The 23,299-nt window shown below is 64.0% G+C and carries 21 protein-coding genes; 7 read left to right on the top strand and 14 right to left on the bottom strand.

Going from position 1 to position 23,299, the window contains the following annotated elements:
- Positions 1 to 28: 28 nt before the first annotated feature.
- The 6 genes from KFO72_RS15200 (at position 29) to KFO72_RS15175 (ending at position 5,271) form a co-directional block, all read left to right on the top strand.
- Entirely contained in the window at positions 29 to 1,279 is a 1,251-nt protein-coding gene (locus tag KFO72_RS15200; RefSeq protein WP_225032475.1) for a GspE/PulE family protein, read from the top strand.
- On the top strand, positions 1,276 to 2,499 hold the full coding sequence (locus KFO72_RS15195) for a type II secretion system F family protein (protein WP_225032474.1): 1,224 nt from the start codon (positions 1,276 to 1,278) through the stop codon (positions 2,497 to 2,499). The genes KFO72_RS15200 and KFO72_RS15195 overlap by 4 nt, the downstream gene beginning before the upstream one ends.
- 31 nt (positions 2,500 to 2,530) lie before the next feature.
- Positions 2,531 to 3,460: a prepilin peptidase gene (locus KFO72_RS15190; RefSeq protein ID WP_107202176.1), complete on the top strand. Its 930-nt coding sequence runs from the start codon at positions 2,531 to 2,533 to the stop codon at positions 3,458 to 3,460.
- A gap of 3 nt (positions 3,461 to 3,463) precedes the next feature.
- Positions 3,464 to 4,066 carry a dephospho-CoA kinase gene (gene coaE / locus KFO72_RS15185; protein ID WP_225032473.1) on the top strand — a complete coding sequence of 201 codons (603 nt, stop codon included), beginning with the start codon at positions 3,464 to 3,466 and terminating at the stop codon, positions 4,064 to 4,066.
- A 195-nt stretch (positions 4,067 to 4,261) separates the two neighbouring features.
- The gene (zapD, locus tag KFO72_RS15180) at positions 4,262 to 5,017 is read left to right on the top strand and encodes a cell division protein ZapD (RefSeq protein ID WP_007747120.1); all 756 of its coding nucleotides are present in this window, start codon (positions 4,262 to 4,264) and stop codon (positions 5,015 to 5,017) included.
- A 59-nt stretch (positions 5,018 to 5,076) separates the two neighbouring features.
- Entirely contained in the window at positions 5,077 to 5,271 is a 195-nt protein-coding gene (locus tag KFO72_RS15175) for a DNA gyrase inhibitor YacG (protein WP_054929038.1), read from the top strand.
- Positions 5,272 to 5,347: 76 nt separating this feature from the next.
- Here KFO72_RS15175 and KFO72_RS15170 read toward each other — a convergent pair whose 3' ends face one another.
- From KFO72_RS15170 to secA, 4 genes are all read right to left on the bottom strand, one after another.
- Positions 5,348 to 5,782 carry an NUDIX domain-containing protein gene (locus KFO72_RS15170; RefSeq protein WP_036002473.1) on the bottom strand — a complete coding sequence of 145 codons (435 nt, stop codon included), beginning with the start codon at positions 5,780 to 5,782 and terminating at the stop codon, positions 5,348 to 5,350.
- Positions 5,779 to 6,648, bottom strand: a complete 870-nt coding sequence (locus KFO72_RS15165; RefSeq protein ID WP_054929039.1) for an ATP-binding protein — start codon at positions 6,646 to 6,648, stop codon at positions 5,779 to 5,781. The genes KFO72_RS15170 and KFO72_RS15165 overlap by 4 nt, the downstream gene beginning before the upstream one ends.
- Positions 6,649 to 6,665: 17 nt before the next feature.
- Positions 6,666 to 7,907: a bifunctional glutamate N-acetyltransferase/amino-acid acetyltransferase ArgJ gene (gene argJ, locus KFO72_RS15160; RefSeq protein ID WP_054929040.1), complete on the bottom strand. Its 1,242-nt coding sequence runs from the start codon at positions 7,905 to 7,907 to the stop codon at positions 6,666 to 6,668.
- A 149-nt stretch (positions 7,908 to 8,056) separates the two neighbouring features.
- Positions 8,057 to 10,870, bottom strand: a complete 2,814-nt coding sequence (secA, locus tag KFO72_RS15155; protein ID WP_054929041.1) for a preprotein translocase subunit SecA — start codon at positions 10,868 to 10,870, stop codon at positions 8,057 to 8,059.
- Positions 10,871 to 11,181: 311 nt separating this feature from the next.
- Here secA and KFO72_RS15150 point away from each other — a divergent pair, with 311 nt between their 5' ends.
- Positions 11,182 to 11,685 carry a DciA family protein gene (locus tag KFO72_RS15150; RefSeq protein ID WP_054929042.1) on the top strand — a complete coding sequence of 168 codons (504 nt, stop codon included), beginning with the start codon at positions 11,182 to 11,184 and terminating at the stop codon, positions 11,683 to 11,685.
- A gap of 92 nt (positions 11,686 to 11,777) precedes the next feature.
- Here KFO72_RS15150 and lpxC read toward each other — a convergent pair whose 3' ends face one another.
- From lpxC to murD, 10 genes are all read right to left on the bottom strand, one after another.
- Positions 11,778 to 12,695, bottom strand: coding sequence for a UDP-3-O-acyl-N-acetylglucosamine deacetylase (lpxC, locus tag KFO72_RS15145; protein WP_054929043.1), 918 nt, complete (start codon positions 12,693 to 12,695; stop codon positions 11,778 to 11,780).
- 270 nt (positions 12,696 to 12,965) lie between these two features.
- Entirely contained in the window at positions 12,966 to 13,475 is a 510-nt protein-coding gene (locus KFO72_RS15140; protein WP_054929044.1) for a peroxiredoxin, read from the bottom strand.
- A 237-nt stretch (positions 13,476 to 13,712) separates the two neighbouring features.
- A complete protein-coding gene (ftsZ, locus tag KFO72_RS15135) occupies positions 13,713 to 14,906 on the bottom strand; it encodes a cell division protein FtsZ (RefSeq protein ID WP_007747082.1) in 1,194 nt (397 codons plus the stop codon).
- Between the two features lie 123 nt (positions 14,907 to 15,029).
- Positions 15,030 to 16,262, bottom strand: coding sequence for a cell division protein FtsA (ftsA, locus tag KFO72_RS15130; RefSeq protein ID WP_007747080.1), 1,233 nt, complete (start codon positions 16,260 to 16,262; stop codon positions 15,030 to 15,032).
- 27 nt (positions 16,263 to 16,289) lie between these two features.
- Complete coding sequence (locus KFO72_RS15125; protein WP_054929045.1) at positions 16,290 to 17,042, bottom strand: cell division protein FtsQ/DivIB; 753 nt, start codon at positions 17,040 to 17,042, stop codon at positions 16,290 to 16,292.
- 28 nt (positions 17,043 to 17,070) lie between these two features.
- On the bottom strand, positions 17,071 to 18,012 hold the full coding sequence (locus KFO72_RS15120; protein ID WP_225032472.1) for a D-alanine--D-alanine ligase: 942 nt from the start codon (positions 18,010 to 18,012) through the stop codon (positions 17,071 to 17,073).
- Entirely contained in the window at positions 18,009 to 19,403 is a 1,395-nt protein-coding gene (gene murC / locus KFO72_RS15115) for a UDP-N-acetylmuramate--L-alanine ligase (RefSeq protein ID WP_225032471.1), read from the bottom strand. Before murC ends, KFO72_RS15120 begins: the two co-directional genes overlap by 4 nt.
- Entirely contained in the window at positions 19,400 to 20,518 is a 1,119-nt protein-coding gene (gene murG / locus KFO72_RS15110) for an undecaprenyldiphospho-muramoylpentapeptide beta-N-acetylglucosaminyltransferase (protein WP_054929048.1), read from the bottom strand. The genes murC and murG overlap by 4 nt, the downstream gene beginning before the upstream one ends.
- Positions 20,515 to 21,783 (bottom strand): putative lipid II flippase FtsW, encoded by a 1,269-nt coding sequence (ftsW, locus tag KFO72_RS15105; protein WP_054929049.1) that lies wholly within the window; start codon positions 21,781 to 21,783, stop codon positions 20,515 to 20,517. The genes murG and ftsW overlap by 4 nt, the downstream gene beginning before the upstream one ends.
- Positions 21,780 to 23,294: a UDP-N-acetylmuramoyl-L-alanine--D-glutamate ligase gene (gene murD / locus KFO72_RS15100; RefSeq protein WP_225032470.1), complete on the bottom strand. Its 1,515-nt coding sequence runs from the start codon at positions 23,292 to 23,294 to the stop codon at positions 21,780 to 21,782. The genes ftsW and murD overlap by 4 nt, the downstream gene beginning before the upstream one ends.
- Between the last annotated feature and the right edge of the window lie 5 nt (positions 23,295 to 23,299).

The following is a 23,299-nucleotide window of genomic DNA, read 5'->3' as shown; positions in this document are numbered from 1 at the left end:
TTTACAGGCGGCTCGCAGCCGGCTTTCCATGCGCACTTCCCTCACCGCAGCGCCCGCGCCCAACGTCGTCACGAACAGGCGCGCACATCAACCCGCCACGAATGACGCGGACAGTCCGCCCGCCGTGCGGCTGCTCGCCGACACGCTACAGGAAGCCGCGCGTCTCAACGCATCGGATCTGCACATCGAACCGATGGAGCACGGCTGGCGGATGCGTCTGCGCGTCGACGGGGTGCTGCATGAGCTGGCACGACCGCCCGCGCATCTGCGCGACGCGTTTATCACACGCGTGAAAGTGCTGGCGCGCATGGATATCGCGGAGCGGCGCGTGCCGCAGGATGGCCGCTTACGCTTGCCGATCGCGACGGGTCGCGTCGAAGACTATCGCGTCAATTCGCTGCCTACGCTGTTCGGCGAAAAACTCGTGCTGCGCAGGCTCGAAGCGTTGCCTGCCGATCTCTCGCTCGACTCACTTGGACTCGCGCCAGGACAGCGCGACATCGTGGACCGGTCGATCCGCTCGCCGCACGGGCTCGTGCTCGTCACGGGTCCGACGGGCAGTGGCAAGACGATGTCGCTGTACTGCTTCCTGCAACTGCTGAATGCCGAGTCGCGCAATCTCTGCTCGGTCGAAGATCCAGCCGAAATCCAGCTTGCGGGCATCAATCAGGTCAGCGTGCGCGAGAAGGCCGGGCTGACGTTTGCCGTCGCGCTGCGCGCGTTCCTGCGACAGGACCCGGACGTCATCATGGTCGGTGAAATCCGCGACGAAGAGACAGCCGACGTCGCCGTCAAGGCAGCGCAAACAGGACACCTCGTCCTGTCGACACTGCATACGAACGATGCGCCGGCGGCCATTGCCCGTTTGATCGACATCGGCGTCGAGCCGTACAACCTGGCGGCGGCGCTGCGCCTCGTCACGGCGCAGCGGCTCGTGCGGCGTCTGTGCCCCGCATGCCGGCGCGCGTCGTCGGAAACGTCCGCCTCGCTACGCGCGGCCGGCGTGCCCGACGATCAGATCGCGCACTGGCACCCCTACGTTCCACACGGATGCGAAGCGTGCCATGGGATCGGCTTTCGCGGACGCGTCGGCATTCATCAAACCATGCCGGTTTCGGACGCGATGCGCGAACTCATCGTCGCGCGCGCCGGCACGCATGAGATCGCACGGCAGGCGCATATCGAGCGCGTGCCGACCTTGCGCGAAGCCGCGCTGGCCCGTGCTTTCGACGGCACGACGAGCCTCGCAGAAGCATTGAGCGCAACGGAGGTCGCATGACGTCTACGGCCATCCAGGAACAGCGCTTCGAGTGGCGCGCGTTCGACGCGCAAGGTATGCGCCGGCGCGGAACGGTGATCGCGCCAGACCTCTCGACGGCGCGCGCGTTGCTGAAGCAAGACGCGCTGTATGCCGTCGAATGGACTGCACGCGGGGCAGCACCTCAGCCCAAAGCACGCGCCGCCGACGTCACGTTGTTCACCCGTCAGCTATCGAGTCTGCTGCGCGCCGGCTTACCGCTTGCGCCATCGCTCGAACTGTTGGCGCATGCATCATCGAATGACCACGCGCGAAGCAAAGGCATGCCGCGCATCGTCCACGCGCTGGCGCGCGACATCACCGCGGGCGTGGGCTTTTCGGCGGCGCTTGCCCGTCACCCGACGCAGTTCGGCGCGCTGTATTGCCAGCTGGTCGAAGTCGGCGAGGCGTCGGGCGCGCTGCCAACGGTCCTTGCCCGCCTCGCCGACGACCGTGAGCGCGCCGCTGCCCAGCGCGCGAAAGTGCGCGCTGCGCTCACTTATCCCGTTGCGATCCTGTTGCTTGCGCTCGCGATCACCGCCGCGCTGCTCGTGTGGGTCGTCCCGACGTTCAAGCAGATCTTCGACGGTTTCGGCGCAAAGCTGCCCGCGCCGACGCAACTCGTACTCGCGATGTCCGCCGCGGCTGGCCGCTGGAGCGTGCCGCTCGCCTCGCTCGCGTGCGTGTTCGTATTCGCGGTGCGTCGCGTGCTGCGGCGCTCGGAAGCCGCTCGTCTGCAGTTCGCCCGCGCGGCGCTGCGTCTGCCCGTCGCCGGTGCGCTGCTCACCACGCTGTGCGCGGCGCGCTGGAGCCGCGCGCTCGGTACGTTGCTGTCGGCAGGCACGCCGCTCGCCGACGCATTCGATTCGCTCACGCACGCAACGGGCAACCCATGGTTCGATCGCGCGACCGTCGCGATCTCAGCGCAACTGAGGCGCGGCGTGCGACTCGCGCCCGCCATGCGCGAAGCGCAATGTTTCCCTGAAGAAATCGTGCAACCGGTCGCCATCGCCGAAGAATCGGGCACGCTGGATACGATGCTGCTCGATGTCGCGTCGCTGAGCGATCGTCAGGTAGACGAAAAGATCGCGGGGCTCGCGAGCCTGTGCGAGCCGCTCGTGATCGTCGTGCTGGGCGGGCTGGTCGGCGGTCTGGTCGTCGCGATGTATCTTCCCATCATCCAACTTGGCAACGTGGTGTAGTAGCATCGCAGCCGAATCCAGACAATCGATCATGCCGACCACGCTCACGTCCGTGTCAGAACCTTCCTTCAGCGGCCCGCTCGTCCGTTTCGCGGACAGCCTCGGCGCGGCTTTCGGCACGCTGCCGCCGGGCGCGCAGATCGCCTTCGCGATCGCATTCGGTCTGGTGATCGGCAGCTTCCTGAACGTCGTCGTGCACCGCTTGCCGATCATGCTCGAGCGCGCATGGCGCGCCGAAGTGAGCGAAGCGACAGACCACGCATTCGATGAAGACGGCCTGCCCGAGCGCTACAACCTCTGGTTGCCGCGCAGCGCATGTCCGCATTGCGGCCACGTGCTGCGGGCGTGGGAGAACATCCCGGTGCTCAGCTATCTGGTGTTGCGCGGCCGATGCTCGCACTGCAAGACGCGCGTGAGTTTTCGTTATCCGCTGCTCGAACTGTCGAGCGCGGCACTGGCGCTGGGCGCGCTCATCTCGTTTGGCGCAACGGGCACGGCGCTCGCTGCGTTCGCCCTATGCGCGACACTGCTGGCAATGAGCGCAATCGATATCGACACACACCTGTTGCCTGACTCGATGACCTTGCCATTGCTCTGGGCCGGCCTCATCGTCAATTTCAATAGCGTGTTCGCGAGCCTGCATGATGCCGTGATCGGCGCGATCGCAGGCTACCTGGCGCTGTGGTGCGTGCATTGGGTGTTCAAGATCGTGCGTGGCGTCGAAGGCATGGGTTATGGCGACTTCAAGCTGCTCGCCGCGCTCGGCGCGTGGCTCGGTTGGGCCGCACTGCCGCAGATCATTCTGATTGCCGCGGTGACGGGCGCCGTGGTCGGTCTGGTCGCGACATGGATCGGGCGCATGCGTTTCGAAGAGCCGCTGCCCTTCGGTCCGTTCCTCGCGGCAGGCGGCGCGGTCACGCTGTTCGTCGGCACGCCGCTTTATATGGCTTTGGGAGGCTGACGCATGTTTGCTGTTGGACTCACGGGCGGCATCGGCAGCGGCAAGTCCACGGTCGCCGATCTGTTCGCAAAACGCGGCGTGACGCTCGTCGATACCGACGTGATCGCGCATCGCATCACGGCGCCGCAGGGTCTCGCCATGCCGTCCATCGCAACGGAGTTCGGTCCGTCGTTCGTCGCCGAAGACGGCTCGCTCGATCGCGCCCGTATGCGCGCGCTCGTCTTTAGTGACGAGACGGCGCGCAAACGACTCGAAGCAATCACGCATCCGTTGATCCGCGCGGAGACCGAGCGTCAGCGTCAGCAGGCGCCCGGCCCATATGTGATCGTCGTCGTGCCGCTGCTCGTCGAGTCGGGTAGCTGGAAAACGCGTGTGAATCGCGTGCTGGCCGTCGATTGCAGCGTCGAAACCCAGATCGCTCGCGTCATGCGCCGCAATGCGTTCACGCGCGAACAGGTGCTCGCGATCATCGCGCGGCAGGCGACGCGCGAAGCGCGACTCGCCGCCGCCGACGATGTCATTGTCAACGACAACCGGTCGCTCGAAGAACTCGACGTTGACGTCGGTCAGCTTCATCGCACGTATGTTTCGCTCGCGGGCGCGTAAGCCGTGAGCGATTCTGTTCATTGTCCGTAGCGTGCGCGCATGTTGTCGGGAACGGCATTTACACGCAACGAATGCGCGCAACACCGCTCAAAAATTGACAGAAGCTCGCTAAAAAAGTGTGTGATTGCTAGGGTAGTCTCACGGCATTAGAATGTCCTGCAATTCCGTCACCGACCACGCCCGAGGCGAGCCCGCTTGATCCTTTACGAGTATCCCTTCAACGAGCGAATCCGGACGCTGCTGCGCCTCGAAGATCTGTTCGAGCGTTTCACGTTCTTTCTGACTCAGGAAGATGCCAGGGAACATCACGTCGCGCTGACTACGCTGTTCGAAATTTCGGAAGTCGCGGGCCGCGCGGATCTGAAGTCCGATTTGATGAAGGAACTGGAGCGGCAGCGTCAAACGCTCGCTCCGTTTCGCGGCAATCCCGGCATCGAGCAGAACGCCCTCGAAGCCGTCCTCGGCGAAATCGAACAGACGCTCGCCGGGCTGACGCAAATGCAGGGCAAGACTGGGCAGCATCTTGCCGATAACGAGTGGCTCGCCAGCATCCGCAGTCGCGCCATCATCCCGGGCGGCACCTGCAAGTTCGATCTTCCGTCGTACTACGCGTGGCAGCAGACGCATCCCGACCAGCGTCGCCAGGACATCGCCAAGTGGGTCATGCCGCTTCTGCCGCTGCGCGACGCAGCCGCCATCGTGCTGCGGCTCGCGCGCGAATCGGGACAGGCTTCGAAAGTGATGGCCATGCAGGGCAGTTACCAGCAGATGCTGTCGGGTCGCACGTATCAACTGATGCAGGTGCGCGTGGCGCCGGAATTGCGGGTGATCCCGGAGGCCAGTGCCAACAAGTACATGTTGTGGGTGCGCTTCACCGTGCAGGACGGCGATCTGCGTCCGCGCGCGGTCGATGTCGACGTGCCGTTCCAGTTGACGCTGTGCAGTCTTTAAACTGACGCAAACGGCCTCATTTAATTGATTTCACTGTTTGCGATTGAACGTTTGATCGAATGGTCACTGTAGTCAAATGCCCAAGCTGCGGTAGAGATGTCCGCTGGACTCCCGAGAACCGCTTCCGTCCCTTCTGTTCCGAGCGCTGCAAGCAGATCGATCTCGGCGCGTGGGCTGCCGAGAAATATAAGATCGGCGGCACCGACGAAGAGCCGCCCACCGACGACACACCCGGCGAGCACCGCTCGCACTGAACGGGAACAGCGCGCGCCGCCCTCGCCGCTATTCATGGTAAGGCGGAAGCCGCACAGGCGACTCCGCGCCTTCAACTCACTCCGCCGCGAGCCACTCCAGCACGGGGATCGTCGCGGGCAACAGCGGCGACACCTGCGCCGGCAGCGTCTGCCACGCGAACGCCTGACCTTCTCGTCCGTGCGGCTCGCCGTGCCACGCCGTCACCTTGCAGAAATAGAGACGCACATACGCGTGCGGATAGTCGTGCTCGAGCACGTGCCAGCGGTGACTCGCCTGCACGTCGATGCCGAGTTCTTCATGCAATTCGCGCGCGAGCGCGGCTTCCACCGTTTCGCCCGGCTCCAGCTTGCCGCCCGGAAATTCCCAATAACCTTCGTACGGTTTGCCGGCGGGCCGCTGCGCGAGCAGATAGCGGCCATCGGGCTGAACGAGCACGCCGACGGCCACTTCCGTGACGGGACGGCCGGCCTCGTTCACCTCGCCCGCGTGGCTTTGCGCGGCGTCGCTCATGCTTGTGCCCGCTTGCCGGACCAGTCGCGCGCGAACTGCCACGCGACGCGCCCCGAGCGCGAGCCGCGCTCCAGCGCCCAGATCAGCGCGTCACCGCGTGCCGCTTCGACGTCGGCGTCATTGCAGCCAAAGTGATGCAGCCAGTGCGCGACGATGGACAGATAGTCGTCCTGCTTGAACGGGTAGAAGCTGACCCACAAGCCAAAGCGCTCGGACAGCGAGATCTTTTCTTCGACCACTTCGCCCGGGTGAATCTCGCCGTCGGAGGTGTGCTTGTACGTCTCGTTGTCGCTCATGTACTCGGGCAGCAGATGGCGGCGGTTCGACGTCGCGTAGATCAGCACGTTGTCCGACTGCGCGGCCACTGATCCATCCAGCGCCACTTTCAGCGCCTTGTAGCCCGATTCGCCCTCTTCGAACGACAAATCGTCGCAGAACACGATGAAGCGCTCGGGGCGCGCCGAAATCAGATCGACGATATCGCCCAGGTCGTGCAGATCGTCCTTGTCGACTTCGATCAGACGCAGACCGTCCTTCGAATACGCGTTCAGGCACGCCTTGATCAGCGACGATTTGCCCGTTCCGCGCGCGCCCGTGAGCAGCACGTTGTTGGCAGGTTGCTTGCTCACGAACTGCTTCGTGTTCTGCTCGATCAGGTTTTTCTGCCGATCGATATTCTGCAGATCGTCCAGCGAAATCAGCGAGATCGCGGGCACCGGCTGCAGGTAGCCGCGCCCCTGGCGCTTGCGCCAGCGGAATGCGACAGCCGCGGACCAGTCGATTTGAGGCGCAGCCGGGGGAAGCATCGCTTCGAGGCGCACCAGCACGGCTTCGGCGCGGGTCAGGAATTGTTCGAGTTTATCCATGTCGTGATCGGCGCAATTCAGGAACGGTAGTCGGCGTTGATGCTCACGTAATCATGCGACAGATCGCACGTCCAGATCGTCGCTTGCGCATCGCCACGGCCGAGCACGACGCGAATCAGGATTTCGGCCTTCTTCATCACGCGCTGTCCGTCTTCTTCCTTGTAATCGGGGTTGCGTCCGCCCGCTTTCGCGACCAGCACATCGTCCAGATACAAGTCGATCTTGCCGACGTCGAGGTCCGTCACGCCCGCATAGCCGATCGCAGCCAGAATGCGGCCGAGGTTCGGGTCCGATGCATAGAACGCCGTCTTCACGAGCGGCGAATGGCCGATCGCATAAGCGATCTGACGGCACTCGGCGACACTCGATCCGCCTTCGACCTGCACCGTCATGAACTTCGTCGCGCCCTCGCCATCGCGCACGATCAGTTGCGAGAGCGTCTGCGCCGTCTCCGTCACGGCGTCGCGCAACGCGACATAGGCGGGCGAATCCGTGGACGTGATCGCGGGCAGGCTCGACTTGCCCGATGCGATCAGGATGAACGAGTCGTTGGTCGACGTATCGCCGTCGATCGTCACGCAGTTGAACGAGCGGTCCGCGACATACTTGACGAGTTCGTCGAGCACCGGCTGTGCGACGTTGGCGTCGAATGCGAGGAAGCCGAGCATCGTCGCCATGTTCGGCTTGATCATGCCCGCGCCCTTGCTGATGCCCGTCAGCGTGACCGTGTGGCCGTCGACCTTCACCTGACGCGACACGGCTTTCGGCAGCGTGTCCGTAGTCATGATGGCCTGCGCCGCGTCGTACCAGTGCGCAGCCTGACGGTTCGCCAGCGCGGCGGGCAACCCGGCTTTCAGACGATCGACAGGCAGCGGCTCCAGAATCACGCCCGTCGAGAACGGCAGCACCTGCTCAGGCGCAATACCCGCGAGGCGCGCGAGTTCGTCGCACGTCTCACGCGCGTGTGCCATGCCCGGCTCGCCTGTGCCCGCGTTCGCATTGCCCGTGTTCACGACCAGCGCGCGAATACCCTTGCCGCCCTTGCGCACGCGCTCCAGGTGCTCGCGGCACACCGTCACGGGCGCTGCGCAAAAGCGGTTCAACGTGAACACGCCCGCGACCGTCGCGCCTTCGTCGACGGAAATGACGAGCACGTCCTTGCGGTTCGGCTTGCGGATATTCGCCTCGGCCCAGCCTAGCGTGACGCCGGCGACGGGATGGAGTTGAGCGGGATCGATCGAGGGGAAATTGACAGCCATGTTTGCGACCTGTCGAGACTGAAATGCCGGCGGACGCCGGCATTGGGGATCAAAAGTGATGGCGCCAGATGGACCTGCGCCACCGCGAAATCACCAGCAATGCACGCTTCAAACGACGCGGCGCGCTTACCGCGCGCCGCCTTCGTGTGTCACGCAATCTTGCCGTGGCACTGCTTGTACTTCTTGCCGCTGCCGCACGGGCAGGGATCGTTGCGGCCGACCTTCGGCACGTTGTCGCCGGACAGCGGCGCCGCGGCACCCTGGCCGTGTGCCATTGCATCGCCGATCATCGCGGCCGCCGCATTCGCCGCGACGGGCGCCGCCGCCACAGCCGCGCCGCCTTCCGCGTAGTCGGCATGACGGAACTCGACGTTGTCGACCAGATGGCTGCCTTGCTCTTCCATCTGCTCGGCGGCCAGTTCCAGCTGTTCCGGCGACTGGATCTGCACATTCATCACGATGCGCGTGACTTCCAGCTTCACCGAGTCCAGCATTGCAGCAAACAGTTCGAACGCTTCGCGCTTGTACTCCTGCTTCGGATTCTTCTGCGCATAGCCGCGCAGATGAATGCCTTGACGCAGGTGGTCGAGCGCAGCGAGGTGCTCGCGCCAGCTGCGGTCCAGCGTCTGCAGCATGACCGAGCGCTCGAACGCGCTGAACGACTCGCGGCCAACCTGCTCCACCTTCGATTCGTAAGCCTCATCGGCTGCGGCCGTCACGGCTTCGAGAATCTCGTCGGCGTCGATCTGCTGCGACTCGTTGATCATCTCCTGGACGGCGAGATCGAGCTGCCAGTCGTTGCGCAGCACTTCTTCGAGTTCTGGCACGTCCCACTGCTCTTCGATGCTGCCCGCCGGCACGAACTGATGGACGATGTCGCTAATCACGCCGTGACGCATCGCGCCGATGGTTTCGGTGATGTCGTGCGCTTCGAGCAGTTCGTTGCGCTGCTGGTAGATCACCTTGCGCTGGTCGTTTGAGACGTCGTCGTATTCGAGCAGTTGCTTGCGGATATCGAAGTTGCGCGCTTCGACCTTGCGCTGCGCAGATTCGATTGAACGCGTGACGATGCCCGCTTCGATCGCCTCGCCTTCCGGCATCTTCAGGCGGTCCATGATGGCGCGCACGCGGTCGCCCGCGAAAATGCGCAGCAACGGATCTTCCAGCGACAGATAGAAACGCGACGAGCCCGGATCGCCCTGACGGCCCGCACGGCCGCGCAGCTGGTTGTCGATACGGCGCGATTCGTGACGCTCGGTGCCGATGATGTGCAGACCGCCCGCGGCCTTCACCTGATCGTGCAGCGCCTGCCACTCGTCGTGCAGTTTCTGGATGCGGCCCGCTTTTTCGTCTTCGGGGATTGAAAGATCGGCTTCGATGAACGCCGCCTGCTTTTCGGCATTGCCGCCGAGCACGATGTCGGTGCCCCGGCCCGCCATGTTGGTCGCGATCGTGACGCGCTTCGGACGGCCCGCTTCCGCGACGATTGCCGCTTCACGCGCATGCTGCTTCGCGTTCAGCACTTCGTGCGGCAAACCGGCCTTGTTCAGCAGTTGCGACAGCAGTTCGGAATTTTCGATCGACGTCGTGCCGACCAGCACCGGCTGGCCGCGCTCGTAGCATTCGCGGATGTCGCGAATCACGGCGTTGTAGCGCTCCATCGCCGTCTTGTAGATCTGGTCCTGCTTGTCGATCCGCTTGGGCGGCCGATTGGTCGGAATCACGACCGTCTCGAGCCCGTAGATCTCGTTGAACTCGTACGCTTCCGTGTCGGCCGTACCCGTCATGCCGGACAGCTTCGCATACATGCGGAAGTAGTTCTGGAACGTGATCGAGGCGAGCGTCTGGTTCTCGCTCTGGATCTTCACATGTTCCTTGGCTTCGACAGCCTGATGCAAGCCATCCGACCAACGCCGGCCCGCCATCAGACGGCCCGTGAATTCGTCGACGATCACCACTTCGTTGTTCTGCACGACGTAGTGCTGGTCTTTGTAGAACAGCGTGTGCGCGCGCAGCGCGGCGTACACGTGGTGCATCAGCGTGATGTTCTGCGGCGCGTAGAGGCTTTCGCCCTCGCCGATCAGGCCCCACTCGGCGAGCAGGCGCTCGGCCTTTTCGTGCCCTGATTCCGTCAGGAACACCTGGCGCGCCTTTTCGTCCAGCGTGTAGTCGCCCGGCTTCTCGACGCCCGTACCGTCCGCCTTCTCCTCGCCGATCTGGCGGTCGAGCAGCGGCGGCAGCGCGTTCATGCGCACGTAGAGTTCGGTGTGATCTTCAGCCTGGCCGGAAATGATGAGCGGCGTACGCGCCTCGTCGATCAGGATCGAGTCCACTTCGTCGACGACCGCGAAATTCAGCGCCCGCTGCACGCGTGCATCGGTCTCGTAGACCATGTTGTCGCGCAGGTAGTCGAAGCCGAACTCGTTGTTCGTGCCGTACGTGATGTCCGCGGCGTACGCCTCCTGCTTCATGCCGTGGTCCATCTGCGACAGATTGATGCCGACGGAAAGGCCGAGGAAGTTGTAGAGACGCGCCATCCACTCGGCGTCGCGTTGGGCGAGGTAGTCGTTCACCGTGACGACGTGCACGCCGCGCCCCGAGAGCGCGTTCAGATACACGGGCAGCGTCGCGACGAGCGTCTTGCCTTCGCCGGTGCGCATTTCCGCGATCTTGCCGTAGTGCAGGACCATGCCGCCGATCAACTGTACGTCGAAGTGCCGCATTTTCAGCACCCGCTTGCTCGCCTCGCGGCAGACAGCGAACGCCTCGGGCAGCAGCTTGTCGAGTGACTCGCCGCTGCTCACGCGTTGCCGGAATTCCGTGGTTTTCGCGCGCAGTTGATCATCCGTCAATTGCTCGATCTGCGGTTCGAGCGCATTGATCGCCGTGACGGTCTTTTGATATTGCTTGACGAGCCGCTGGTTGCGGCTGCCAAAAATCTTTTGTAGAAAACCGGTGGTCATCGGATCGTGGTTGCGTCGCGGCTTCGGCGGGGGTTGCAAGGCCGGTTTTTACACCCTTTCACCTTGTTGCAACTCGTTGTCGGAGGGGCCTCGGCGGCTTAGGTCCAAGAGTAAATTCGAATCACGGATTTTAGCACGCGCCCCCGGGTACGCCTGTGTCAGCGGCAAGATGGTTGGCCATCCGGCCAGGGCAAGCGCGCTGCGGATGTGACCATCCCGCATGCTGCGAGGGGGAAGTTACGCGCCATTGCCGCACGGTACAATCCCGACATCGAGCACGCGCGGGGCGCGGGCTGTTACCAGAACCCCAGATGAGCCGTTTCTCACCGTTTTCAAGGCAGTCGCTCAAGCCCGGCCCGAAGCTGGGCTCGAAGGCGTTCAGCGTGCGCAGGCCGCAGGCGGTAGTCGAGGTCCTGAACCGCACCGATGCGTTCGCTGCGCTGCGCGCGGGCGTCGAGCAGATCGCCGCACTGGAGCGCGACCTCACCGAATTGCTACCCGACTATCTGGCGACGAGCGTCGAGCCCGGCTTCATCAAGGACGGCGTGCTGGCGCTGTTTGCGGCCCACAATGCGCTCGCCGCGCGGCTGCGGCATCTGGAACCGCGTCTGCTATCGGATTTGCAGCAGCGCGGCTGGCCCGTCAATACGCTGAAGATTCGCGTGCGTCCGCAGGCCGTGAAAGAGCCGCCGCGCGTGAAGCAGGCGCGCATGTCGCGCGTGGGTGCGGACGCGCTGCACGAACTGAGCGAATCGCTGGAGCCGTCGCCGCTGCAGGAAGCGTTGGCGCGCATGGCGGCACGGCATCGGAAGTGACTGCGCAGATAAATCGCGCGCTGAAATGAAAAAAAGCGACCGTACAGGTCGCTTTTTTGTTTCGGCCCCGTTGTCACCGGGGCAGACTGGCCTCAGGCAAACGCCGTCTGCGTGTCGTACGCAAAACCGCGCGGCGCCTTCTGCGGATCGTCGAAGGTGACGATCTCGTACGAATCTTCATGCGCCAACAGTTCGCGCAGCAGCGCGTTGTTCAGGCCATGGCCCGACTTGTACGCGTCATAGGCCGCGAGCAACGGGTGACCGACCACGTACAGGTCGCCGATCGCGTCGAGCATCTTGTGCTTCACGAACTCGTCGTCGTAGCGCAGACCGTCGTTGTTCAGGATGCGGTACTCGTCGAGCACGATCGCGTTGTCCATGCTGCCGCCGCGCGCCAGACCCAGCTCGCGCATCATTTCGACTTCATGCGCGAAACCGAACGTACGCGCACGGGCGATTTCACGCACATACGACGTGTTCGCGAAATCCACTTCGAGCGCCTGGCCCGTCTTGTCGACGGCGGGATGGCGGAAGTCGATCGTGAACTTCAGCTTGAAGCCGAAGAACGGGTCGAGCCGCGCAAACTTGTCGCCGTCGCGGATTTCGACGGGCTTGGTGACCTTGATGAACTTCTTCGCTGCGTTCTGTTCCTCAATGCCCGCCGACTGGATCAGGAACACGAAGGACGCGGCGCTGCCGTCCATGATGGGAATTTCTTCAGCGGTGACGTCGACGTACAGGTTGTCGATACCGAGGCCCGCACACGCGGACATCAGGTGCTCGATCGTCGACACGCGCGCGCCGTCTTTCTGCAACACCGATGCGAGGCGCGTATCGCCGATCGCCATCGCGGACGCGGGGATGTCCACCGGCGTGGGCAAATCCACGCGGCAAAACACGATACCCGTGTCCGGCGCCGCCGGGCGGAGCGTCAGGTCGACCTTACGGCCCGAATGCAGGCCGATGCCAACCGTTTTGACGATCTGTTTGATAGTGCGCTGCTTCAACATGGTGGTCTTCTATTCGATTGAAAATCCCAATCAGGACTTTTTAATTCATAGCACGAATTATACTCCAATCGTTTCCGGAGCGTCGTTGCGCTGACGTTTCAATCTGTTTCTCTACGTTACCTAATCGGGAAGCGTGACGGGCCGATGCCCGGAACGGAGGCGTTTCCGGTCATCGGCCCGCGTTACGGCCTGTCACAACAGCGTCACGAAAAGCGTTGCCGCAGCGCAACAAACCACTCTGCGCGGCTGCGACGAAGCTTCAAGGCCGTGTCATGCCTGGCTCAACGTCGCGAGAATACTGGCCGCATCGCTCACTTCGAACTTGCCGGGTGCCTCGACGTGCAGCGTCTTGACCACGCCGTCGTCGATCACCATCGCATAGCGCTGGGAACGGATTCCCATGCCGCGCGCCGACAAATCCTGCTCCAGACCGAGGGCTCGGGTGAAAGCCGCGCTACCGTCCGCCATCATGCGCACCTTGCCCGAGGTGTGCTGATCGCGTGCCCACGCGCCCATCACGAACGCGTCGTTGACGGATACGCACCAGATCTCGTCGATACCCGCAGCACGCAACTTCTCTGCCTGCTCGACATAGCCCGGCACGTGCTTCGCCGAACAGGTGGGCGTGAACGCGCCCGGCAATCCGAAGATCACCACGCGCTTGCCCGCCGTCTGCTCGCGCACGTCGAAGCTGTTCGGCCCGATCGTGCAGCCCTCGCGTTCGTCTTCGATCAGTTCGTAAACGGTCGCCTGGGGAAGCTTTTCACCTACCTGAATCATGCTCGTTCCTTCGCATCGATGCGGAGCATCGCTCGCACGGTCTCGTGCCGCAGTGGAGTAATCATCTGGCGACAGTGACCCGATCCGCTTCGCAACTACGAAGAGGGCACTTGTCCATGCCGCGCGCAATCCAACGCGGCCTTTTTGCCATTCCACCCGCCACGCTCGTGCAATTCTGCTGCGCGCAATCACCCACCAGCAAGATTACGCCGCAGAAAGCCCGCTCCTGCGTGAATCTCAGTCCGCCTGCTTGCGCAGGAAGGCCGGGATGTCGTACGTGTCGACGCCCTTTTCCTGCAGCGCCTGCACGTGCGAAGCAGCCGTATCACGCGAGGTGCGCCACACTGCCGGCGTATCCAGCGAACCGTAGTCTGCCGTCGCTGCGTGATGCGGCGTGTACGCATGTTGCATTGCGCCAACCGGCTGGTTGTCCGTGCCCGTGCGCAGCAGCGTCATCGGCGCCGATTGCTGCTTCTTCGCAGCGCGGCCCAGACCCGTTGCCACCACCGTCACGCGCAGCGCATCGCCCATCGCGTCGTCGTACACCGCGCCGAAAATCACGGTCGCATCATCAGCAGCATAGCTCTTGATCGTGTTCATGACTTCGCGCGTTTCGGACAAACGCAGCGAACGGCTCGACGTAATGTTCACCAGCACGCCACGCGCGCCCGACAGATCGACGCCTTCCAGCAGCGGACTTGCAACAGCCTGTTCCGCCGCCAGACGCGCGCGATCGACGCCGGCCACCGTCGCCGTGCCCATCATCGCCTTGCCCTGCTCGCCCATCACCGTCTTCACGTCTTCGAAGTCGACGTTCACCAGACCGTCGACGTTGATGATTTCCGCGATACCGGCAACTGCGTTGTTGAGCACGTCGTCAGCGCACTGGAAGCACTTGTCCATCTCGGCGTCATCGCCCATCACCTCGAACAGCTTGTCGTTCAGGACGACGATCAGCGAGTCGACGTGATCCTCCAGTTGCTGCGAACCGGCTTCGGCGACGCGCATGCGCTTGCCGCCTTCGAACTCGAACGGCTTGCTGACGACACCAACCGTCAGAATGCCCATTTCCTTGGCGATCTGCGCGACCACGGGCGCTGCACCCGTGCCCGTGCCGCCGCCCATGCCTGCCGTGATGAACACCATGTGCGCGCCACGCAGTGCGTCCGCGATGCGCTCACGTGCTTCTTCTGCTGCCGAGCGGCCCATTTCCGGCTTGGCGCCTGCGCCCAGACCCGTGTTGCCCAACTGGATGACGTTCGGCGCGCGCGAGCGCGACAGCGCCTGAGCGTCCGTGTTCATCACGATGAAGTCGACGCCTTGCACGCCGCGATTGATCATGTGCGTGACTGCATTGCCGCCCGCACCACCGACGCCCACCACCTTGATGATGGTGCCGTTGGTTTCCGTTTCCAGCATCTGGAATTCCATGTTGCCTCCGTCAAGAAAAAAAGAACCACTTCCTCGGCCGTTATTCGGCAGGAGATCGGGCAACCTCCTGTCGCGCGCCGGCCGCCGTCACCGGCGCGAATTTCCCTTTTGCTTCGAATTCTTTTAGAAATTGCCGAGGAACCAGTCCTTCATCCTCGTGAACACCTGACCCATCGATCCCGACTGCACCGCGACCTTGCGACCACGCATGCGCTGCGAGCGTCCTTCGACGAGCAGACCCATTGCCGTCGAATAACGCGGATTGCGCACCACGTCCGCGAGACCGCCTGCATACTCCGGCACGCCGATGCGCACCGGCTTCAGGAAAATGTCCTCACCCAGCTCGACCATGCCAGGCATCATCGACGCGCCGCCCGTCAGCACGACGCCCGAGCTCAGCAGTTCTTCGTAACCCGACTCGCGCACCACCTGCTGCACGAGCGAAAACAGTTCTTCGACGCGCGGCTCGATCACGGCCGCGAGCGCCTGGCGCGACAGCGTGCGCGGACCGCGCTCCCCGAGACCCGGCACTTCGATCATCTCGTCAGGATCGGCGAGCGCCTGCTTCGCGATGCCGTAGCTGACCTTGATGTCTTCGGCATCCGGCGTCGGCGTGCGCAGCGCCATCGCGATGTCGCTGGTGATCTGGTCGCCGGCAATGGGGATCACAGCCGTGTGACGGATCGCGCCTTCGCTGAAGATCGCGATGTCCGTCGTGCCGCCGCCGATATCGACCAGCACCACGCCCAGTTCCTTCTCGTCTTCCGTCAGCACCGCGAGCGACGACGCGAGCGGCTGCAGGATCAGATCGTTCACTTCGAGTCCGCAGCGGCGCACGCACTTGACGATGTTCTGCGCCGCGCTCACCGCGCCCGTCACGATGTGCACCTTCACTTCGAGGCGAATGCCGCTCATGCCGATCGGCTCGCGCACATCTTCCTGACCGTCGATGATGAATTCCTGCGTCAGGATGTGCAGCACCTGCTGATCGGTCGGAATGTTGATCGCCTTGGCCGTCTCGATCACGCGCGCGACGTCCGTCTGCGTCACTTCCTTTTCCTTGATCGCGACCATCCCGCTCGAATTGAAGCTGCGGATATGGCTGCCGGCGATCCCGGTGAACACGTTCGTGATCTTGCAGTCGGCCATCAGCTCGGCTTCTTCGAGCGCGCGTTGAATGGACTGCACCGTGGCCTCGATGTTCACCACGACGCCTTTCTTGAGCCCCTTCGATTCGCTCTGGCCGAGTCCGATCACCTCGTAATGACCTTCGCCCTTCAACTCGGCGACGATGGCGACCACTTTCGCCGTGCCGATGTCGAGGGCTACCAGCAGATCTTTATAGTCTTTACTCATAGCGTGCTCATTGCGTGTGATGTCCTGTTACTTCTTGCCCTTGTCGGGTTCCGTAATGAAGCGCATGCCTGCTGCACGAATGGCGAAACCGTTCGGATAACGCAAGTCCGCATATTCGATGTCCTTCCCCCAACGTTGCGTCACCGCGCCCCATGCCGCGGTGAGCCGCTTGCAGCGGTCGTAGAGCGTGTCCTGATTACGCTCGCGTCCAATTTCGACCTGCATGCCGTTCGACAGCTTCACCGTCCACGCGAAACGCGGCGACAGCGTCACTTCATCCGGCGTTGCGCCGACGGGCGCAAACCACTTCCTGAAGTCCTGATAACGCGCGACAACTTCCTTCGCGGACCCGTCCGGGCCCTCGAAGGCGGGCAGCTCTTCGTCTAGCTCGCCCTGGTTCGCGGTGAACACCTCTCCGTCGGTGCTCACCAGCTGATCGGCTCCCCACGTGCCGAGCGGCTTGTACTCTTCGAGCGTCACCGCGAGCGCATTCGGCCACACGCGGCGCACGCTCGCGTGACGCACCCACGGCATCTGCTCGAACGCCTGGCGCGCCGTGTCGAGATCGACGGTGAAGAAGTTGCCCTTCAACCGGCCGACCACGCCCGCGCGCACCGTCGGCGAGTTGATGTGCTCCGTATCGCCGTCGATACGGATCTCGCGCAGCGTGAAGTTCGGGCGCTGAATCAGCCAGTAACCGCCCGCCGCCAGCAGCACGAGCAGCAACAACGCATGCAATGCGTTGGCGGCGAGATTGAGCTGGCGAACGTTGTTCCACATGATCCGGGCGCTATCCTTTAGTTCTCGATCAGTCCTTGAGCGTCAATGCAAGCACCTGCACCACCAGCTCCTGGTAGCTGATGCCGACCGCACGCGCCGCCTTCGGCGGCAACGAGTGGTCAGTCATGCCGGGCGCCGTGTTCACTTCCAGGAAATACGGCTTGCCTTCTCCGTCCAGCATGAAGTCGGCGCGGCCCCAGTCGGTGCAACCGAGCACGTCGAACGCCTGGCGCGCGATCTTCTTCAGGCGCGCTTCCTCTTCAGCCGCGATGCCGCAGGGAATCAGGTACTGCGTGTCGTTGGCGATGTACTTCGCGTGATAGTCGTAGAACTCGCCGGCGGGCACGATGCGGATGATGGGCAGATCGAGATCGCCCGCGATGCACGCCGTGTACTCACCGCCGCCTTCGATGCTCTTCTCCACCACGACGATCTTGTCGAACTTCACCGCTTCTTCGAGCGCGGGCACGAGCGCATCGGCCGTCTTCACCTTGATGACCGCGACGCTCGAGCCTTCGCTGGCCGGCTTCACGAACAGCGGCAAGCCGAGCTTCGCCACGATTTCGTTCGCGCGCGCGGCGTAGTCGTCGCCGCGCAGCACGGCTTCGAACGGCGGCGTGGGCACGCCGAGCTGTTGCCACACGAGCTTCGTGCGGAACTTGTCGAGACCGAGCGCCGAACCGAGCACGCCGCTGCCCGTATAACGGATGCCGTAGAAATCGAGCGCGCCCTGAATCTGGCCGTTCTCGCCGTAGCCGCCATGCAGCGCGTTGAACGCGCGCACGAAGCCTTCGTCCTTCAACGCCGCGAGCGGACGCTCGGACGGATCGAACGGATGCGCGTCGACACCCGCATCGCGCAGCCCTTGCAGCACGAGACGGCCGGAGTTCAGCGACACTTCGCGCTCGGCGGATACACCGCCGAGAAGGACCGCGACCTTGCCAAAAGATTTAGGATGGATACTGCTCATTTCGCACCTTCATTTCCTGCAAGCCGACCCGGCACACCGCCAATCGAACCTGCGCCCATCGTGATCACCACATCGCCGTCGCGCACGATTGCAGCGAGCGCGTCCGGCACTTCATCTACTGTTTCGACAAACACCGGCTCGACCTTGCCCGCCACACGGATCGAACGCGTGAGCGAACGGCCGTCCGCGGCGACGATGGGCGCCTCGCCCGCTGCGTAGACTTCCGTCAGCACGAGCGCATCGACCGTCGACAGCACCTTGACGAAATCCTCGAAGCAGTCGCGCGTGCGCGTGAAGCGGTGCGGCTGGAATGCGAGCACGAGGCGCTTGTCGGGGAATGCGCCACGCGCCGCCGCAATCGTCGCGGCCATTTCCACCGGGTGATGACCGTAGTCGTCGACGAGCGTGTAGGCGCCGCCGCCCGTCACGCTCACTTCGCCGTAGCGCTGGAAACGCCGGCCGACGCCGTTGAAATCCGCGAGCGCTCGCTGGATATCGGCATCTTTCACCTCGAGTTCAGTCGCAATCGCAATTGCGGCCAATGCGTTCTGCACGTTGTGCAGGCCAGGCAGATTCAAGATGATGTCGATGGGCGCCGCGTCTTCGCGCATCGCCGTGAAATGCATCTTGCCCTCGCGCGCCTCGACATTGACGGCGCGCACCTGCGCGTCGGGCGCAAAGCCGTAGCGGATGATCGGCTTCGACACGAACGGCAGGATCTCCTTCACGTTCGGATCGTCGACGCACAGCACCGCAATACCGTAGAACGGCAGACGGTGCGTAAATTCAATGAACGCCTGCTTGAGTCGCGCGAAGTCGTGGCCGTAGGTGTCCATGTGATCGGCGTCGATGTTCGTGATGACTTCGATCACCGGGAACAGGTTCAGGAACGACGCATCCGATTCGTCCGCTTCGGCGACGATGAAATCGCCCGTGCCGAGGCGCGCATTCGCGCCCGCGCTGATCAGCCGTCCGCCGATCACGAAGGTCGGATCGAGGCCGCCCGCCGCGAGCACGCTCGCCACCAGCGAAGTCGTGGTCGTCTTGCCGTGCGTGCCGGCAATCGCGATGCCCTGCTTCAGGCGCATCAGTTCCGCGAGCATCACCGCGCGCGGCACGATGGGAATACGGCGATGGCGCGCGGCCAGCACTTCAGGGTTGTCGCTGCGCACGGCCGTCGATACGACGACGGCGTTCGCGCCTTCGATGTTCTCTGCGTCGTGACCGATCGCGATGCGCGCGCCGAGCGCAGCGAGGCGCTCCGTCACCGCATTGCGCGACAGGTCCGAACCGCTCACCTGATAGCCGAGATTGACGAGCACTTCGGCGATGCCGCTCATGCCCGCGCCGCCGATCCCGACGAAGTGAATGTGTTTGACGATATGTTTCATTGCTGCTTTCCTTCCGGGCTCAGGCTCGGTGTCACGCCTGCCACCGTTGCGCAGATCTGCGCGACCTGTTCGGTGGCATCGGGTTTCGCGAGCGAGCGCGAACGCTCCGCCATGTCCGCGAGCGACGCTCGCGTCTGGCTGCGCAACCAGTCAGCGAGGTTATCCACCGACAGATCGCGCTGTTGTACGAGCAGCGCCGCGCCGTGATCGGCGAGAAACGCTGCGTTAGTTGTCTGGTGATCGTCGACGGCGTACGGGAACGGCACGAAGAATGCCGCCACGCCCACCGCCGCGATCTCGGCGACCGTCATCGCGCCCGAACGGCAGATCACGAGATCGGCATTCGCATAGGCGCTCGTCATGTCGTCGATGAACGGCACGAGTTGCACGTCGTCGCCCGTCGCGATGCCGGCTGCTTCGTAGTTCGCGCGCAATGCGTCGATGTGTTTCGCGCCCGCCTGATGCACGACGCGCGGACGCTCTTGCGGTGCGAGTCGGGCCAGCGCGCGAGGCACCGCTTCATTCAACGCCGCCGCACCCAGACTGCCGCCCACCACCAGCACGTTCAGCGGACCACTACGCGCGGCGTAGCGTGCTTTGGGTGCTGCCGTGCGCGCAAGTTCCTCACGAATAGGATTACCCGTCCACTCCGCATGCGGCAACGCGTCCGGAAACGCGACCAGCACGCGCTTTGCAAGCTTCGCGAGCACCTTGTTCGCGAGACCGGCGATCGAATTCTGTTCGTGCAGCACGAGCGGCGTGCCGCTCACTGCCGTCATCACGCCCGCCGGGAACGTGATGTAGCCGCCCATGCCGAGCACGACATCGGGCTTCACGCGACGCAGCACCGAGAGACTCTGCATGCACGCGCGCAGCAGATTCACGGGCAGCATCAGCTTGGTCTTCATACCCTTGCCGCGCAGGCCGCCGAACTGCACGTACTCCATCGGAATGCCGTGTTTCGGGACGAGCGTCGCTTCCATGCCGGCGGGATTGCCGAGCCACACGACGCGCCAGCCCCACGCCTGCATCAGGTGCGCGACGGCGAGACCCGGGAACACGTGTCCCCCGGTGCCTCCCGCCATCACCATCAGCGTGCGTTGTTGCTTCGTCATACCTTGCCCCCGCGCATGAGGACCCGGTTTTCGTAATCGACCCGCATCAGCACCGCCACCGCGACGCAGTTCAGCAAAATGCCCGAGCCGCCGTAGCTGACGAGCGGCAGCGTGAGACCCTTGGTAGGCAGCAGGCCGAGGTTCACGCCCATGTTGATGAAGGTCTGCGCGCCGAACCAGATGCCGACGCCCTTCGCGACCAGACCTGCGAACGTGCGGTCGAGCGCGAGCGCCTGACGGCCGATCTCGAACGAACGGCGCACGATCCAGTAGAACATCAGGATCACGACGAGCACGCCGACGAAACCGAGTTCCTCGCCGATCACGGCCAGGATGAAGTCGGTATGCGCTTCGGGCAGATAGTTGAGCTTTTCGACACTGCCGCCGAGGCCCACGCCGAACCACTCGCCTCGGCCAAACGCGATCAGCGAGTGCGTCAATTGATACGCCTTGCCCTGCGCATAGCGGTCGTCCCACGGATCGAGGTACGCGAAGATCCGCTCGCGGCGCCACGGCGACGCCCACACGAGCAACGTGAATGTACCGACAGCCGTCGCCACCAGTCCGCCGAAAATCTTGCCGTTCACGCCGCCGAGGAACAGCAGACCCATCGCGATCGCCGCGATCACCATGAACGCGCCCATGTCCGGCTCGAGCAGCAGCAGCATGCCGACCACGCCGACGGCGAAACCCATCGGCAGAAAGCCCTTGGCGAAGCTGTGCATGTATTCCTGCTTGCGCACCGTGTAGTTCGCCGCATAGATCGTCACGGCGAGCTTCATGATTTCCGACGGCTGCATGTTCGTGATGCCGAGCGGAATCCAGCGGCGCGCGCCGTTCACGCCCTTGCCGACGTGCGGAATCAGCACGATCACGAGCGCGACGAGCGCGATCAGGAAGAGCTTCGGCGCGTACTTGTCCCACGTCGAGATGGGAATGCGGAACGCGATCACGCCCGCGACCGAGCCCATCACGACGAAGATGAGCTGGCGCACGAGAAACGCGTAGTCGCGATACGACGCATACTTCGGCGAGTCCGGCATGGCGATCGACGCCGAGTACACCATCACGACGCCGAGACCCAGCAGCGCGACGACGACCCACAGCAGCGAGTGGTCGTAGTCGAGCATCCGCGAGCGCAGCGGACGCACACCGTTGACGGCGCTCGACAGCCCGCCCGTGCGCGACGTGCGCTCGGCCGCCGCGCCACCTGCGGAGCCGCGCTGCTTGCCGAGTTGCGACCCGAAGCGTTCCGTCCAGCTCATATCATCGTCCCCCGTTCGGCAGCGATGTCTTCGACCGCGCTCTTGAACACGGCGGCGCGGTGCGCGTAACCCTTGAACATGTCGAAGCTGGCGCACGCGGGCGACAGCAAGACGGCGTCGCCCGGCTGCGCGATCGCGCTGGCTGCGCGCGTCGCTTCTTCGAGCGTCGCGTGATCGGTCATTGCGATGCCCGTATGCGCGAGCGCCGCGCGAATCTGCGGCGCGTCGCGGCCGATCAGCATCACCGCGCGGCACCAGCGCATCACCGGCTCGGCGAGCGGATCGAACTCCTGACCCTTGCCGTCGCCGCCCGCGATCAGCACGACGCGCTGCGCGAGGCCGTCAAGCGCCGCGACCGTCGCGCCGACATTGGTGCCCTTGCTGTCGTCGACGTAATCCACACCGTCGATCGACGCAATCAGTTCGACGCGATGCGGCTCGCCGCGATACTCGCGCAAACCGTGCAGCAGCGGCGCGCCGGGCAGACCGATGGCGCGCGCGAGCGCGAATGCGGCCAGCGCATTCGTCGCGTTATGCAAGCCGCGGATACGCAGCGCGTCAGCGGGCATAAGACGCTTCAGCCCGATGTTCGGCGGCGTCGTGGATTCGCTCTTGCGACGGCGCGTGGGCGTGGGCTCGTCGGTCGCGTCGCGGTCGTGCGCATCGACGAGCCAGACCATGCCGCTTTCGCGCATCAAGCCGAGGTCGCCGTCGCGCGCCGGTTCGCCGACGCCGAACGTCACCACCTGCGCGCCGCCTGGCTGCGACGGCGCGAGCGCCATCACGCGCGCGTCGTCGCGGTTGAGCACGCGCACCGTGTTCTTGCCGAAAATCTTGCCCTTAGCCGCAGCGTAAGCATCGAGACCGCCGTGCCAGTCGAGATGATCCTGCGTGATGTTCAGGATCACGGCGGCGTCCGGCTCGAACGTGTGCGCGGTTTCCAGCTGGAAGCTCGACAGTTCGAGCACCCAGACGTCGGGCAGCGCGGTGTTGTCGATTGCTTCCGTGAGCTTGTCGAGCGCGGCCGGGCTGATGTTGCCCGCGACCGCGACCTTCTTGCCCGCGCGCTCGCACAACAGGCCCGTCAGACTCGTCGTGGTGGTCTTGCCGTTCGTCCCCGTGATCGCGATCACCTTCGGCGCGTAGCCGCTTTCGCCGAGCGTGCGCAACGCCTGCGCGAAGAATTCGAGTTCGCCCCACACGGGGATGTCGCGGTCGCGCGCGGCGGCGATTAGCGGCAGGAGATCGGCGGCGAGCGGCGACAAGCCGGGGCTGATCGCAACCAGCTCCACGCCTTCGAGCAGCACCTCGGAAAACGGCCCGCCGACGAAATTCCCCTCGATGCCATGCGCTTCGAGCGCAGACAGGTTCGGCGGCACTTCGCGCGTGTCGGCAATGCGCAGGCGGCAACCATGCCGCGCGCACCAGCGCGCCATCGCGAGGCCCGATTCACCGAGCCCCAGCACGAGCACCATCGGCTTTTGCCGATCCCGAAACTTCTCGCCAAACATCGACT

Source organism: Paraburkholderia sp. XV, from assembly GCF_020177535.1.
Classification (GTDB): domain Bacteria; phylum Pseudomonadota; class Gammaproteobacteria; order Burkholderiales; family Burkholderiaceae; genus Paraburkholderia; species Paraburkholderia caribensis.
The sequence above is the reverse complement of the archived record's forward strand: the minus strand, read 5'-3'. Positions and strand labels throughout refer to the sequence as shown.